We start from the raw sequence: 15,283 nt of genomic DNA on the forward strand, positions 1-15,283 counted from the left end.
ACATTTTTTGCCTCCACAAATTTTAAAGTGCGACCAGGCCTGTAAGCCGAGTTCTGTCGTGAACAGCCATCTATCTTGGCTGGGCGTTGCCGCGCCAGCTCGATGCCACCTCCACAGGACGCGCCGGGCCGGCGCATATGTCCCTCCACGGTGTTGCTCCGAATAGGGTTTGCAGAGCCGCGCAGTCTCCTGCGCGCTGGTGAGCTCTTACCTCGCCTTTCCACCCTTGCCGCAAAAGCGGCGGTATATCTCTGTTGCACTTTCCCTAGGGTCGCCCCCGGCGGCCGTTAGCCGTTATTCTTGCCCTTTGGAGCTCGGACTTTCCTCGGGTGGACCCTTTCGGGTATCACCCGCAGCTGTTCAGCCTGCTCGCAGGCATTATTCTAGCTGATTTTCCCTCAGATGTCAACCAGAAATCCGTCAGCGCTGGCTTAACGCAGTGTTCTCTTCAATCATGCGGTTTTTAATGTCCCAGAGCGCCGGAGATAGGTCAACATAATATTGATGCGGGTTTTCAAAGCGGGTGACTTCCTCCCAGAGGGTGTCCACCTGTTCGGCACAGTAACGTTTGATCTCTTCCAGCGTGCGCTCCTCGGCGATGCACTGGCCGTGTTCGAAGATCTTTTTGCGCAGCTTCACGGCGCGGAAATTGGTGACCATTTTGCGCTTCCAGATGTGCTCCGGGTCAAAAATTTCGTACGGCTGGGAATCGTCGATGACTTCGTCGTGTAGCGTTACGACGTCGGCAATCGCCTTGCCAGTGTCGCGGTCAAACAAACGCCACAGCCCTTTGAAGCACGGCGTGGTGATCTTTGCAACGTTTTCGCTGATCTTGATCTTGGGGATAATGTTGCCATTGGCGTCCTCGACGCCGGCCAGCTTATAAACGCCGCCGAAAACCGGTTCGGAACCGGAGGTGATCAGGCGCTCGCCGACGCCGAAACTGTCAACTTTCGCACCTTGCATCAGCATGTCGCGTATAATGTATTCATCAAGGGAATTGGAGGCGCAGATTTTGCAATCGGGGAACCCCGCCTCGTCCAGCATTTTACGGGCTTTACGGGACAGATACGTGATGTCGCCGCTGTCGATCCGGATGCCGGCGGGACGGTAACCACGCGGGAGCAGCTCTTCCTGAAACACCTTGATGGCGTTTGGCACGCCGGATTTCAGGACATTGAAGGTATCCACCAACAGGGTACAATTGGAGGGGTATTCGCGGGCATATGCGCGGAAGGCGTCCAATTCGCTGTCAAACAGCTGGACCCAGCTGTGGGCCATGGTGCCCAGGGCAGGGACGCCGAAATCCGGGGCGCAAATGGTGCAGGCGGTGCCGCAGCAACCCCCAATGTAAGCGGCCCGCGCACCGTAGATGGCGCCGTCGGCTCCCTGTGCGCGGCGGGACCCGAATTCCATGACGGCGCGGCCTTGTGCGGCGCGGACAATCCGGTTTGCTTTCGTGGCGATCATACTCTGATGGTTGATGGTGAGCAACAGCATGGTTTCGATCAGCTGTGCCTGGATCACCGGGCCGCGCACGGTGACAATCGGCTCGCTGGGGAAAATAGGGGTGCCTTCCGGGATCGCCCAAACGTCGCAGGCGAACTGGAAATTCCGCAGGTACTCCAAGAATTCCTTCTGGAACATGTGCGTGGATTCCAGATAGGCGATGTCGTCGTCCGTAAACTCCAGGTCTTTAATATAGTCAATCAACTGTTGTACGCCGGCCATGATAGCAAAGCCGCCATCGTCTGGGATATGTCGGAAAAACATGTCAAAATATACAACGGTGTCCCGGTAGCCATTGGAAAAATAGCCATTGGACATGGTGATTTCATAGAAATCGGTCAGCATTGTGAGATTTCGCGAGGGCTTTTTCTGATTTGTCATGGTAACATCTCCACAAATAAAGTCCCGAGCTGGTTTGCCTTTCGCAAGGGCGTTTTGTCCCGGTTGGTAAAACAGCACGCACGGATGTGATTCCGGCGTTTAACGGATAGGATTATTATAGCAAGGTTCGAGCAAAAGCACAAATATGTTTTTCTTCTCTTGTTGGCCAGAAATTGGAAGCAAAAAATATGCCGAAGAAGCTAAAAATATGTAATATTTTTGTTGCGTTTTCTACAAATAGATACTATAATAGAAATATCGAGTGGATTTGTGTGGGTTTAGTTGTTCAATGAATCGCTTTATCCAAAATTCACATCGTTTTGTTGGTGATATTGGTAAAAAATTCATGCATGTAGGGAGTGAATGTAAGGTGAGATTACGCAAGCAAGCATTGGGGACCCGCAATCTTGTTGGGGCGCGTGTCGAAATGGCCCGGAAAAGCCAGGGGATGAAGCAGAAAGAGCTGTTGGCTCAGCTTCAGGTGAACGGAGTCGATATGAACGCGTCCGGATTGTCCAAGCTGGAAGGGCAGATCCGTTATGTAACGGATTATGAGCTTTCAGCCCTAGCGAACATCCTAAATGTATCTGTGGATTGGCTGCTGGGAAGAGAAAAATAAGAATGAAAACAACGAGCGTCCCGCGAAAGGAAAGCTCATGGCGCGCCGTTCCTCCCGTGGAGGAAAACGGCCGGATGAGTAGGGCTGTACCCAACTACGGCACTTTCCGCTCGCGGGGCGCTCTTTTTGCGCCTATTTGCGCGTAATAGAAATACATCCTTCCCCCATATATTTGAAGAGGAAATGGGGGGACTTCCATGTTAGATCGGAATTTTCTAGCAAAAGGAAGAGCATATGCCGTCTTTTTTCTGGTATATACAGGGCTTTTCTGGCTGTTTACGGCCACGTTGCGATATACCTTTCCCTTCCTGGCAGGATTCGCTTTAGCTTGGTTCTTACAACCAGTTGTCCGCTTCCTGAAACAGAAGTTGCCCCTCTCCGAAGGATGTGCCGCCGCAGTGACCACAGCGGCTTTGTATGTGCTGCTGATCGGCGCGCTGTTCCTATTGGGCATGTGGCTGGTGGGAGAAATCAGCAATTTGCTCCGCACCATCCGGGATGTGGATCTTGGCCGTCTGACAGAGCCTTTGAACCGCCTTTTCCTACAGGTGGGGGAGTTCCTCAACCATATTGATCAGGATTTTATCCAGGAGAATCAGCGGCAATTGCTCAACCTTGCACAGGCCGCGGCCTCTGTGCTCACCAGTGCTTTGACGGCAGCATTGGGCTTTTTGACCTCGCTTCCAGCGGTGCTTGCGATGTTCTTGGTAATGGTGGTGTCCACCTATTTTTTTTCAAAAGACATGGAAAAAATTCGGAAGCGTTTGTCCAACCTGCTCTCTGCGCGGGGAAAGGGAATTCTCCGCGAGGCATCCCGACATGGGGCGCACATTGGCGGCCAGTATTTGACCTCTTACCTGTTGTTGTATTGTCTCACGTTTTTGGAGACGTTATGCATCTTCTTTGCCGCTGGGGCGCCTTATCCATTAGTGCTCAGCATTGTTGCAGGATTTGCGGACTTATTGCCAGTATTGGGGCCGGGAGCGGTCTATTTGCCGTTGGCACTCCTGTTTTTTGCACAGGGAAGCCCGCTGAAGGGGATTTTTTTGGTGGCGGGCTGGCTGGTTGTGAGTGGGGTGCGGCAAATTGTGGAGCCGAAACTCCTGGCAGCTTCCACACAGATTCATCCTTTGGCTATGTTGGCAACGCTGTATTTTGCTTTGGCGGCCAATAGCTTCCTGCTGCTTGTATATTTGGTGTGCCTGCTGTTGGTCATGCAGGCGCTGCGCAAAGCCAAGCTCCTTCCAACCTGGTTCCCATGTGATTGACAGGGGAATGTTTGTATGTTATAGTTATACTGTATTAATACACATAATACAGAAAGGACGGTGAACGATGTGCTGTTTTCGCTGGACTATCGGAGCCGGCTCCCGATTTATGAGCAGCTGTATCAAAACATAACGCGGATGGCCGCGCTCGGCGCACTTGCAAAAAATGAGCAAATCCCCTCTGTACGTGCGCTGGCCCAGGAGCTGGGGGTAAATCCCAACACGGTGCAGAAGGCCTACCAGCTTTTGGAACGCGATGGGATCATCTATTCCGTCCCGGGAAAGGGATCGTTTATTGCAGAAGCCGCCAATGCGCTTTCCCAGCAAAGGGAACAGGCCGTTGAAAAGCTGCGGGATGCGGCGGGGCGGGCCTTGGACTGCGGCCTTTCCCTGGAAGAAGCACAAAACTGTGTAAAAGAGGTTTATGAGGGCGGACGTCCTGCTGTGAATCAACAAGAGGGGAGTGACGGACATGATTGAAGCCAATCAATTGACGAAGCGCTTTGGCATACTCACTGCGCTCGATCAGATTTCGTTCCAGATCCAATCCGGCTCCATTTTTGGGCTGGTAGGAAGCAACGGCGCTGGAAAATCGACTTTTCTGCGGACGTTGGCCGGAATCTATCAGCCGGATGGGGGCAGCGTTACGCTGGACGGGGAGGCCCCGTTTGAAAACCCTGGGGTGAAGTCCCGGATTTTCTTCATCCCGGACTATCCGTATTTTTTCCCGCAGGCATCTCTGGACAGCATGGCGGCATTTTATAGCCGCTTGTACCCCACCTGGAGCCGGGAGCGCTATGAAGCCTGCTGTGCGATGTTCCCGCTGGACCGGAAGATGCGGATTGGCAATATGTCGAAGGGCATGCAGCGCCAGGCGGCGCTGATCTGTGCAATTGCGGCGCAGCCAGAGTTGCTATTAATGGATGAAATCTTCGATGGCCTAGACCCGGTGATGCGCCAGCTTTTGAAGCGGATTGTCGGCAGCGAAGTGGCCGACCGCGGGATGACCGTGGTGATTGCCTCGCACAACCTGCGGGAGTTGGAGGATTTCTGCGACCATGTGGGGCTGTTCCACAAGGGAGGTGTACTCTTTGAGCGCGAGCTGGATGAACTGAAACTGGGAATCAATAAGGTGCAGGCCGTCTTCCAGCCACTTCCAGGTCCAGAGGCCTTCCAGGGGCTTGACATCCTAAAGACCGAGGTGCGCGGTTCCCTGGTGAGCTTTGTCGCACGCGGGACGAAGGAAGACATTCTGGAGCAGATCAACGCCCTGCATCCCGTGTTTGCGGAAGTGTTGCCGCTTACATTGGAAGAGGTATTTATCAGTGAAATGGAGGTGGCAGGCTATGATATTGAAAACATCCTCAACTAGTTGGAAGCGCGAGTTGCGCGAGACATATCTCTGGTCGTTAAAGCGCAACCGGGGAATGATGGCTCTATTCGCAGCATTGCTGTTTCTAGCTTTTCCGGTCTTGTTATTATTTGGCTTGGCCAACGCAAACATCCGCATGGATCCGATGACACTCGAGGTATATGGGGTTTCCGCACAATATGCGAGCGTGTTTGGGGACATGACGGGATTTGCAATGACCCTGAGCGTTCCCACATTATGCGCCCTGTTTACCCTTCTGTTCGCTGTCCAGCTGTTCCGCTATATGCACATGAAGCGGAGCGTAGACCTGTTCCATTCGCTTCCAGTTCGCCGGTCGGCGATGCTTCTGGGGCGCATCCTTGCCGGGTTGACCGCGCTGTATATCCCTTTGGCGCTCAATGTGGGAATTGCGTCTTTGATCGCCCTATGCTTTAACATAGAAAATAAGGGAGGGCAGATCGGCGATCTGTTCGTGCAGATGCTCGGCCTGATGCTGGTTCTGGCGGCTGCCTTTTTGTTCTGTGTGTTGATGGCCGTCTGTACGGGCACCACGCTCGATATGGTCCTTTCCGTGATTGGCGTCAATATCGCATACCCTATCCTGGTTTATTCCTCCGTGTATTTGGTCAGCTGCCTGCTTCCGGGGTTCAACATGACGGTGAATCTGGACAATACGCTGTTGGTGGCCTTGGCCCCCTTCGTCGGTATTTTCCTCCACGCATCGGATGCTCCAACTTTTTTTGTTTGGTGGGCCATTTTGGCCGTCTTTTTGCTCCTCTCAAGCGTCTATTTATATAGAAGGCGGAAAAGCGAGTCTGCGGAGAATACCTTTGCATTCCAGATACCCAAGGGCTTGATCCGTTTCCTGATTACAGCGGTAGGTGGTTTCGGGCTGGGTTTTATCCTGTTTTGGTACAATTCCAGCACGGCCAACTTCCTGATCGGACTGCTGTTGGGTTCCCTTGCAGCGCATGTCGTGGTGGAGGCGATCTATTCCCGTGGGTTCTCCCGTATGAAACGGAGCTTTGCAGGGTATGCTGTATTTTTGGGAGCGTTCATTGTCTTTTATGGCGTGGTGGCCACCGGCGCGTTTGGATATGTCGACCGTATTCCTGCCATAGAGGACATTGAAAGCGTTTCCTTTGAAGACAATACGTACTATCAGGAATTCGGTTCCGACCATTTCGACATACAGGGAGAGCAATATGAAAATCTTGCTTCTGTGAAGCCTGAGATCTGTCAGGCGGAAAATGTGGAAAAAGTTTTAGAGTTCCACCGGTCTGTGGTCGAATTCCAAAAGCAGGCGGGGTTCCCGTTCCGCATGAGCCAGGGCGGCGGGATACAGTATCAAATCGTATACCACTTGAAGGATGGGAGCACTTTCCAAAGGGAGTACCAGTGGAGCCCATTCGATACGCCAAATGCCGAAGAGAATTCGCAGCGTCTGCAACAGCTCAGTTCGGACATTGTGAATTCGGAGGAGTATAAGACGAGTGGAAACCTGTTGTTCTATCTGGAACCGGGTGATATCAGCCAAATTGAGATCGAAAACTATGATGAGCAATCCGACATGGCCGCAAAGACATATCGTTTGAACGACGCACAGAAGCAGGCGCTCCTCGAAGCTTTGCGCCAGGACACCTTGGATCTCGATATTACGAACCGCGAGGATTTCAGCGGGCGGGTAGCCTGCCTATATCTACGATGCGGAGATGAGAACGGGCTGTTCCAACCGGCGGAAGGCAGCAAGCTTAAGAATTTGGTGGGGGATTATACGGGAAAAATCCAGGTGTCTATCAGCCCGTATACCCTTACGGAGAACCAAAAAGATCTTGCGGTGGTACAGCTCCTGGAGGAACAAGGTTGGACCGCAGAAGAAAGCTGACAGGAATTTGTAAGAATTTTTTCTGGTTTTTTGAAAGAAAAGCTCTGTATCATGTGTATTACAGATAGAGGCTTCTAAGTTACTTAGGATTCTACTTTTGCGGGATCAGAACTTGGCGGTTTTGGTGGAGCCCGTGAAAACAAATGATTAATGGAAGGGAGGAACGCCCCGGGCATGAGCAGCGGGGACGGCGACAGATGAAAAAATGGATGGCGATGGCTTTTATAACGCTGTTTTGTGTTGCGGTACTGTGTGGATGTGGAGAACAGGAACCCTCCGCAGTGGTGTATCGCGGCGGAGCAGCAGCCCCTCTGACGACGTTGACCGCGGAAGCCCCTTTGAATATGCTCGATCAAATGCTCGGGTCGGCTCAACCGGCGAAAGAACCCCCATTCCTACCCGCAAATTCCGATTATGAAGTGCGCCTCCAGCCCCAAGAAAATGGAGAGACACAGAATATTCAGATTTGGCTACAGCAAAATCAGGTATATTTGCGTAATGGAAGCGGGGAACTGATGGTGTCCACAAAAGTGGATGCCCCGGCGATCAACAATCTTTTTGAGAGCGGGCAGGCAAATGTGTAAACGGCTGTGCATCGCGATCAGTAAAGGAGGCGGGGAAGGAATATTCCGGTTATGAATCAAACAGAAAGCGGCGCCGATGTCGAAAAGGACATGGACGCCGCTCTGTTCATTTTAATTAAGAAACGGGCGAATGCAGCCGTGCATTTGCCCGTTTCTCCATGTATACAGATTTATAAAGTACGGATTACTTCAGATTGGAAACGACTTCTTTTGCATATGCGCGCATCGCGTCGAAGTCCTCTTCGGTGGGCATAAAGCAAACCCGCAAGCCATCGCCAATAAACTTGAATTTGAGGTGTTCCATGCGGGACTTGATCATCGGAACCGCTTCGCCGCTCCAGCCATAGGAACCAAATGCGCCGACGGGCTTTTGTTTGGTATTGATGGCGTCCACAGAGGCCAGAACGTCCCAAACCACCTTCGGAGCATCGCGGTTGATGGTGCAGGAACCGACCAGCAAGGCGTCCGCTTCATTGGCCAGTGCGGCTGCCTCCGACAAAGGCGTGAACACAACGTTCATCAGGCGGACATCCAGATCGGGGTTCTTTTTGAGTTCATCATAAGCAGCCTGTGCCAGCTTGGTGGTGCAGCCGTATGCCGAAGCGTGGAGAATTCCAACAACCTTCTTTCCAGACGGCGCAGCGGGCGTGCTCCACTCGCGGTAGAGGCCCTGGATGCGGGAGATGCCTTCCACCAGGCAGGGACCGTGGCTGGGGCAGACCATTTCGACCGGCAGATCCTTGATCTTGTCCAGGCCGGCGAGCACATAGGGCTTAAACGGCCCAAAAATGCAGGCATAGTAGTAGTTCACTTCGCCGAGATACTGCTCCGGATAGTGGATATTGCTGTCCAGCATGGTGGGCTCGCAGAAATGTGCGCCGAGGAAGTCGCAGGTGAACAGAACCTTCTGCTGCGGCATCCAAGTGAACATGGAATCCGGCCAATGCAGCAGCGGCGCAACAATGAATTCCAGCTCTTGGCCACCGATGTCCAGTTTATCTCCGTGTTTGGCTACAATGCAGGGGAAGTCGTGGTTTGCGATCGCGCGCAGGTATTTCTGAGCAGCGGTCGTGCAGACAACCGTGATATTCGGGTTCTTTTCCAAAAGCTTTGCCACAGAACCAGAGTGATCCGGCTCGGTGTGGTTCATGATCAGATAGTCAATTTTCGAGATGTCTACAACACTCTGGATGTTGTCCAGATATTCGTCAAAGAAATTAGCTTCAACGGTCTCCACCAGGACGTTCTTCTCGCCTGTGATCAGATACGCGTTGTAGCTTGTGCCATAGCGCGCTTCCATTACAATGTCAAACACACGCAGCGACGGATTTAAAACACCAACAGAATAAAGATTTTCTTTCAACTTAATTGCGCTCATTGTTACCATTCCTTTCCAGATGAAACATAGAGAAGCCCACCCACACGGTCGCTAGAACAGGGAGTGGAAGCTTCGTCCCGCCGGAAGGAGAAAACACTCCTTCCAACGCAGTCCAAAGCTTCTTTTGTCCCTTTCGCCACACTTATGGGCAGGCAAAATGCATCGCTCTTTGGTTCGCTTCCTCCAGCTACCGTTAGTCCTGGGGTTCAAACATATCCTTTCCTACACCACAGAGGGGGCATACCCAATCCTCCGGGATATCCTCAAAAGCAGTGCCGGGTTGGATGCCGCTGTCCGGATCGCCAACAGCGGGGTCATATACATAACCACATGCAGTGCAAACATATTTTTTCATTTTGCAAGACTCCTTACTATAAATAAATTTTGCTTTGATCATTTTATTATCGTTCGCTTTGTACCCGCTTTTATGCAGGTGTACCCCTCATCCGTCAAAAAATGGGCTTTTTTGGAAGGGATCATCTACAGTATAATCAAACCCCACAGGAAAGTCAATAGGAATGATTATCAAATTTGAAATCTTCCAAGTAATCCTTTAAGTTGCAGGGAAATGCCATCCCTTCGTATAACAGTTTGACGCACTTTTCAGCGAAGCGTAAATCTGAAGAGATAAAGCCGCAAGCTCTTTCAAACTTACATGAAGTGATCTCGATGCAATATCCATCTTCTGCATTTCCCAAGAGATCATAATGCAAACTGGTATTGGGCAGATCGATGTCTCCAATATGCTTCGTCAATGTTTCACATCCTCCTTTTTTCTAAAAAATTTATCAGTGATATAAATTCACCAAAGTTACTGTTATTATGATAGAGGAAAAGAGAAAATAAAGCAATAGGAGAAAAATGAAATATTCAACAAAACAATTGTTTACGCAATATCTTTGCAGATTTGCTATATAGGATGATATATCTTGTGTCGAATGGAAGAGGAAAAGGTAGAATTTACGTTTAAAAGGAAACGGTTTTGCAAAAAAAAGACCGCATATTGTATATATTTTTCATAAATATAAAAACAATCTGTATAAACAAGTCTACTAAAAGTATTTTTTCGAATATTTATGCTGCCAAGCCTGGATTCCTTTGTAAAGCAATACCGAACATAAAATTCCAAGTATTGCGCCGAAGATCACATCGGTCGGGTAGTGGACGAACAGAAAAATACGGCTGAAAGCAATCAGAAAAGCCAATACAAGAGCCGCAATTCCAGCCTTTTTGTGGTAAAAACACAGCATGGTTGCCACAGCAAAGGAGGAAGAAGAATGGTTGGATGGGCAGGAATAGCCGCTTGGCGGAGGGATCAGCAAAAGGACGTTGGGGTTGTCCACAAAGGGACGGGGACGCGCGATGATGGGCTTCAAAATGAATTCCCCTAGAAGAAAGGTGGCTGCCAATGTCAACAGCAGCATCCCACCACAGCGGCGGTATTTTTTGGTCAGAAGTAGGGCGGCAATTAGGCATAGCCAAACCAGCCCATGGTTTCCTAGCATTGTAACAATGGGAAAAAAGACGTCGGTAAAAGCGGTGTGCAGGTTTTGCTGCACAAAATTCATGATGGCATAATCCAACCCCTCGCCCCCTTTTAAGGATTTCTTTTGTTCTGAAATAGGGACACGATCAATAGCCCCTGTGTAATGCTTTCTTTTGAAAGGATTAGAAAAGGCAGCAGGCAAATAAGGGACTCTAGAAATTTCAACCATAAAAAGGAAAACGTGCCAACCGCTGCGTTTTAAAAATCCTATATAGGCATTATAGCATACCCTATTTGGGATGCAACAGCGAATTTATGGGGGAATTGCCCGGATCGGAGGATAATAGTTTGCATACCCCCCGCATAGAATGAAAAGAAAGGCAATGAAACGTTACGCGCCGCCCGGCGGCGATAGGAGGGAGAACGGTTGGAGTGGCAATGCTTAACAAGGGCAGAATGTGAAAAACGGCTGGGAACCAGCGCGCAAAACGGGCTTCCTACCCGGGAGGCCAGAAACCGGTTAAAGGAATTTGGGAAAAACGAATTGGAACCACCGAAAAGAAAAAGCCTTTTGCGGCGGTTCTTGGCGCAATTTTCGGATTTTATGGTGATTGTCCTGCTGATTGCAGCGGGAATATCGTTTGTGACCTCGTATTTGCAGAAAGATCAAGATTATATCGATGCCATTATTATATTAGCAATTGTTGTCATCAATGCGATTACCGGCCTGGTTCAGGAAAGCCGTGCAGAAAAGGCAATTGAGGCGCTGAAAAAGATGAGCAGCCCACACGCCCGCGTGATACGGGATGGAATCGAACGGAACCTGGCTGCCGCGGAGATCGTCCCCGGCGATCTTGTTCTATTAAAGGCAGGGGATTTGGTCCCGGCCGATCTGCGGTTGACAGAAGCGCATGATTTGAAGGCGGAGGAAAGTGCTTTAACCGGGGAGAGCCTTCCGGTGGAAAAACATGCGGGACGGACGTATCCCCCTGACACGCCGCTGGGGGACCGGCGGAATCTGCTGTATGCCAATAGTTCCATTACCTCGGGCCACGGGAAGGGCCTGGTGACGGCAACAGCCATGCAAACCGAGGTTGGGCGCATTGCGCATATGATTTCGGACCAGGAAGCGCCCCAGACGCCGCTTCAGCGCAAGCTGGAACAGACGGGAAGATGGCTGGGGATTGGCGCTTTAATCATCTGTGCGGTGATCTTCCTGATGGGGCTGTTCCAGCATATCAAGCCGTTGGAGATGTTTTTGATCTCCATCAGTTTGGCAGTTGCGGCAATTCCGGAGGGCCTTCCGGCGGTTGTGACCATTGTATTGGCCATCGGTGTCCGGCGGATGGCGGCAAAGCGCGGGATTGTGCGCCGGATGCCGGCGGTTGAGACGCTGGGAAGCGCCAGCGTCATCTGCTCTGACAAGACGGGGACCTTGACGCAAAACCGGATGACGGTGGTGGAACTGGCAACCGCTTCCGGGAAGCTGCGTATGGATTCGGCCGAGGGCCAAAACCTTTTGAAATTGGCCGTGCTGTGCAATAACTGTACCGTCTCCGGCGGCGCTGTACACGGCGACCCCACTGAGGCCGCACTGGTGCATGCCACTCCTGTTTCAAAAACGGAACTGGATGCGCTGTATCCGCGGGTTTTGGAGATCCCCTTTTCCTCCGAGCGCAAGATGATGACCACTGTACATAAAATTGGGAATGGGAAATACCGGGTGGTCTCCAAAGGGGCGCCGGATATCCTGATGGCCCATTGCACCAGCCGGTCAGCCGCGGCGCAGAACGAAGCGATGGCGCGCCGGGCGCTGCGCGTGTTGGGCGTTGCGTATAAAGATCTTCCGTCGCTGCCAACCGATCGTGCCAGCTTGGAAAAGGACCTGATCTTTTGTGGGTTGATCGGGATGATGGACCCACCGCGCCCCGAAGCGAAGGAGGCGGTGGCGCTCTGCCGGAAAGCCGGGATCCGTCCCATTATGATCACAGGGGACCACGCTGCCACAGCAGCGGCTATCGCAAAGGAGCTCGGTATTTTAACGCCGGGGACTTCGGTAATGACCGGGGAGGAGCTCAACCGGATTCCCCAGCAGGAACTGACGCGGGATATTTACCAGTATGCGGTTTTTGCACGTGTATCGCCAGAACACAAGGTGCGCATTGTGCAGGCATTCCAGGCCCGCGGCGAAGTGGTCGCCATGACCGGCGATGGCGTCAATGATGCGCCGGCTTTAAAGACCGCGGACATCGGATGCGCGATGGGGCAGTCCGGAACCGATGTGGCGAAAGCTGCGGCGGATATGATCCTGGCGGATGACAATTTCGCCACCATTGTTTCGGCTGTGCGCGAAGGGCGCGGCATCTTTGAAAACATCAAGAAGACAGTCCATTTTTTACTTTCCTGCAATATCGGGGAGATCTTGACCGTGTTTGTCAGCTTCCTGCTGCATTTGCCGACGCCGTTGCTTGCCATCCAATTGCTTTGGGTGAATTTGGTGACGGATTCATTGCCTGCTCTGGCTTTGGGCGTGGAACCGATCGACCGGGATATTATGGAGCGCAAGCCAGTAAAGCCCACGCAGAGCATCTTTGCCGGAGGGATGGGGTACAATATCCTCGTAGAGGGATGTCTCATCGGCGCGATGTCCCTCTTGGCTTACAGCATCGGGCGGATCTTTTTCGATATCGACCCTGCGTCCCCGGTCATTGGGCGTACGATGGCATTCGCCGTGCTCAGCTTTTCCCAAGTGGTACACACGTTTAATATGCGGTCGTCACAGTCCGTTTTTCGAGCGGGGATTTTCCGCAACAAAAAGTTGGTTTTGGCGGCAGTCGTGTGTGTTGTTTTGCAGCTGAGCGTCATCGTCATTCCGCCATTGGCCCAGATTTTCAAGACGGTTGCCCTGGTACCCCAGCAATGGCTGATTGTCACAGCGCTGGCCTTTGTCCCACTGGTTGTTGTGGAACTGGAGAAGGCGGTTGGGCGTGCAGCGGAGAAGAGAAATGAACGCCGCAGAAAGGCCAAAGGGCATTCTGCACCGTCGATCCATATATAAACAGCACACAATGGCATGGATGATAGGGCAAATAGAAAGGGCGGCCTAACCATACGTTAGGCCGCCCTGATCTTTTTAAAAGCTCCGTACACAAGAGGAATATGCCTTAATGACGCGGTCGCACCAAGCGTCGAATTCTGGGTCTGCCTTTTGGCATTCCGGATGGGAGCGCACATATTCCACCGTGCGCCTTACGCCTTCATCAAAACGCACCGTGGCGAAAAAGCCCGGCACAAGCCGTTTGATTTTGGAATTGTCAAAGATCACCGAGTTTGCTTTATCCCCCAAGAGCGTCCCTAAAAGCTCCGGACGGAGCGCAGACAGCAGGTCGGACGAGATATGCTGCAAAATAGGCTCAACGCCGAGCGCACGCCCGATCGCTGCAAATGCTGCATTCCATGTGAGCGTCTCATCGCTGGTGATATGGACCGCTTCCCCAATCGCATGAGGATTCCCCATCAGGCCATAAAACCCTCTGGCGAAATCCGTATTGTGGGTAAACGTCCACAGGGAAAGCCCGTCGCCATGCACAATGACCGGCTTCCCCTCCAGCATCCGGGCAAGCACCTGCCAGCTCCCTTGCGCGCCATGGATGGCGACAGGAACGCTACAGTCCCCATAAGTATGGCTGGGGCGGACAATGGTGACGGGGAAGGCGGTGGAACGATAGGCTGCCATCAGCAAAGTTTCACAGGCGATTTTGTCGCGCGCATACTGCCAATAAGGGTTGTACAGCGGGGTACTCTCTGTAATAACCGGGTGTGCCAGCGGCTTTTGATAGGTGGAGGCGGAGCTGATAAAGATGTATTGGCCGGTCCGCTCTTGAAAGAGGCGGATATCGCGTTCCACCTGTTCTGGACGGAATGCAACAAAATCCACGACGACGTCGAAGGAACGGCCCTTCAAAACGGAAAAAGCGCGGTCTTCATCGTTTACGTCACAAATCAGGCGTTCAGCGCCTTCCGGGCCATTTCCGCTGCGTGTGAGAAGCGTGAGTTCTACGCCCTTCTCGATGGCCAGGGAGGAGATGGCGCTGCTGATGGTTCCTGTCCCGCCGATAAAAAGTGCTTTCATGTTGCATGCTCCTTTTCTTTGTATTATAATAGTAACGATATTTTTACGTATATTTTCGACCTCATTGCCCATGGTAACATAAATACATGATAGAATCCATCGCTTTTTAAAAGACAGTGATGATTTTTCGAAGGAAGGAATGTTCGTGCTAAGAGATTTGTCGGGCCTCCAGATATTCCTCTGGAGTGTAATTATCATTGCAGCATGGCACGTGGCGGTATTCTTAGCTTGCGTTAAGATCCCCACCGCTTTTTTTGATGCCACTAAGTCGCGCTACTTGCCGAAAAAATGGGAGAAGGGCGGGCGCTGGTATCGGGATAATTTGAAGATTCAACTTTGGAAGGATAAATTGCCGCAGCATATCGGGAAAGGCGGCTTCTCCAAGGCACATTTGACAGATGTCTCTATTGAATATCTGGATGAGTTTATTATGGAGACCTGCCGCGGGGAGTGGATGCACCTTACCAACTGCCTGTGCGGAGTCGTGATGCTAGTGGTCAATTCCCTAGGGATTGGGCTTCTGTTTGCGTTTTTGATTTTGTTGGGGAATTTGCCGTTTGCCGTGATCCAACGGTATAACCGGTTCCGCTTGCAGATCCTCAGGAAACGCCGCTTGCGGGAATTGCGCACGACGGAGGCCATGGAAACAGTGACGGCCTGATTACCGGG

14 protein-coding genes and 1 other RNA gene are annotated in these 15,283 nt (G+C 51.7%); 8 read left to right on the forward strand and 7 right to left on the reverse strand.

The features are described 5' to 3' along the window. Positions 1-26: 26 nt before the first annotated feature. Together rnpB and B5F54_RS04150 are read right to left on the reverse strand one after the other, a co-directional pair. An RNA gene (gene rnpB / locus B5F54_RS04145) (RNase P RNA component class A) lies at positions 27-372 on the reverse strand. Positions 373-420: 48 nt separating this feature from the next. Further along, positions 421-1,890, reverse strand: a complete 1,470-nt coding sequence (locus tag B5F54_RS04150; protein ID WP_242969624.1) for a nicotinate phosphoribosyltransferase — start codon at positions 1,888-1,890, stop codon at positions 421-423. A gap of 289 nt (positions 1,891-2,179) precedes the next feature. On the opposite strand from B5F54_RS04150, the gene B5F54_RS04155 reads away from it, so the two are divergent. The 6 genes from B5F54_RS04155 to B5F54_RS04180 all read left to right on the forward strand — a co-directional run bounded on the left by B5F54_RS04155 (position 2,180) and on the right by B5F54_RS04180 (position 7,618). After that, positions 2,180-2,509 carry a helix-turn-helix domain-containing protein gene (locus B5F54_RS04155; protein ID WP_242969625.1) on the forward strand — a complete coding sequence of 110 codons (330 nt, stop codon included), beginning with the start codon at positions 2,180-2,182 and terminating at the stop codon, positions 2,507-2,509. 197 nt (positions 2,510-2,706) lie between these two features. After that, complete coding sequence (gene ytvI / locus B5F54_RS04160; RefSeq protein WP_087230900.1) at positions 2,707-3,777, forward strand: sporulation integral membrane protein YtvI; 1,071 nt, start codon at positions 2,707-2,709, stop codon at positions 3,775-3,777. Positions 3,778-3,846: 69 nt separating this feature from the next. Beyond that, entirely contained in the window at positions 3,847-4,257 is a 411-nt protein-coding gene (locus B5F54_RS04165) for a GntR family transcriptional regulator (protein WP_237966423.1), read from the forward strand. Next, on the forward strand, positions 4,250-5,149 hold the full coding sequence (locus B5F54_RS04170) for an ABC transporter ATP-binding protein (protein ID WP_087230903.1): 900 nt from the start codon (positions 4,250-4,252) through the stop codon (positions 5,147-5,149). Before B5F54_RS04165 ends, B5F54_RS04170 begins: the two co-directional genes overlap by 8 nt. Then, positions 5,124-7,034 carry a hypothetical protein gene (locus B5F54_RS04175; protein WP_140400320.1) on the forward strand — a complete coding sequence of 637 codons (1,911 nt, stop codon included), beginning with the start codon at positions 5,124-5,126 and terminating at the stop codon, positions 7,032-7,034. Before B5F54_RS04170 ends, B5F54_RS04175 begins: the two co-directional genes overlap by 26 nt. 197 nt (positions 7,035-7,231) lie before the next feature. Next, positions 7,232-7,618 carry a hypothetical protein gene (locus B5F54_RS04180; protein ID WP_087230908.1) on the forward strand — a complete coding sequence of 129 codons (387 nt, stop codon included), beginning with the start codon at positions 7,232-7,234 and terminating at the stop codon, positions 7,616-7,618. 184 nt (positions 7,619-7,802) lie between these two features. On the opposite strand, the gene B5F54_RS04185 is transcribed toward B5F54_RS04180, so the two are convergent. From B5F54_RS04185 to B5F54_RS04200, 4 genes are all read right to left on the reverse strand, one after another. Then, positions 7,803-8,996, reverse strand: coding sequence for an FprA family A-type flavoprotein (locus B5F54_RS04185; RefSeq protein WP_087230911.1), 1,194 nt, complete (start codon positions 8,994-8,996; stop codon positions 7,803-7,805). Positions 8,997-9,189: 193 nt separating this feature from the next. Beyond that, positions 9,190-9,351 (reverse strand): rubredoxin, encoded by a 162-nt coding sequence (gene rd / locus B5F54_RS04190; RefSeq protein ID WP_087230914.1) that lies wholly within the window; start codon positions 9,349-9,351, stop codon positions 9,190-9,192. Between the two features lie 154 nt (positions 9,352-9,505). Next, positions 9,506-9,751, reverse strand: a complete 246-nt coding sequence (locus tag B5F54_RS04195) for a hypothetical protein (protein WP_087230917.1) — start codon at positions 9,749-9,751, stop codon at positions 9,506-9,508. Between the two features lie 297 nt (positions 9,752-10,048). Then, complete coding sequence (locus B5F54_RS04200) at positions 10,049-10,579, reverse strand: phosphatase PAP2 family protein (protein ID WP_242969626.1); 531 nt, start codon at positions 10,577-10,579, stop codon at positions 10,049-10,051. Positions 10,580-10,909: 330 nt separating this feature from the next. Here B5F54_RS04200 and B5F54_RS04205 point away from each other — a divergent pair, with 330 nt between their 5' ends. Continuing rightward, complete coding sequence (locus B5F54_RS04205; protein WP_087230920.1) at positions 10,910-13,540, forward strand: calcium-translocating P-type ATPase, PMCA-type; 2,631 nt, start codon at positions 10,910-10,912, stop codon at positions 13,538-13,540. A 75-nt stretch (positions 13,541-13,615) separates the two neighbouring features. Here B5F54_RS04205 and B5F54_RS04210 read toward each other — a convergent pair whose 3' ends face one another. Then, positions 13,616-14,614, reverse strand: coding sequence for an SDR family oxidoreductase (locus tag B5F54_RS04210; RefSeq protein WP_087230922.1), 999 nt, complete (start codon positions 14,612-14,614; stop codon positions 13,616-13,618). A 145-nt stretch (positions 14,615-14,759) separates the two neighbouring features. Here B5F54_RS04210 and B5F54_RS04215 point away from each other — a divergent pair, with 145 nt between their 5' ends. Further along, a complete protein-coding gene (locus B5F54_RS04215) occupies positions 14,760-15,275 on the forward strand; it encodes a hypothetical protein (RefSeq protein ID WP_140400321.1) in 516 nt (171 codons plus the stop codon). The last annotated feature ends 8 nt before the right edge of the window (positions 15,276-15,283 follow it).

Source organism: Anaeromassilibacillus sp. An250 (assembly GCF_002159845.1).
Lineage (GTDB): Bacteria > Bacillota > Clostridia > Oscillospirales > Acutalibacteraceae > Anaeromassilibacillus > Anaeromassilibacillus stercoravium.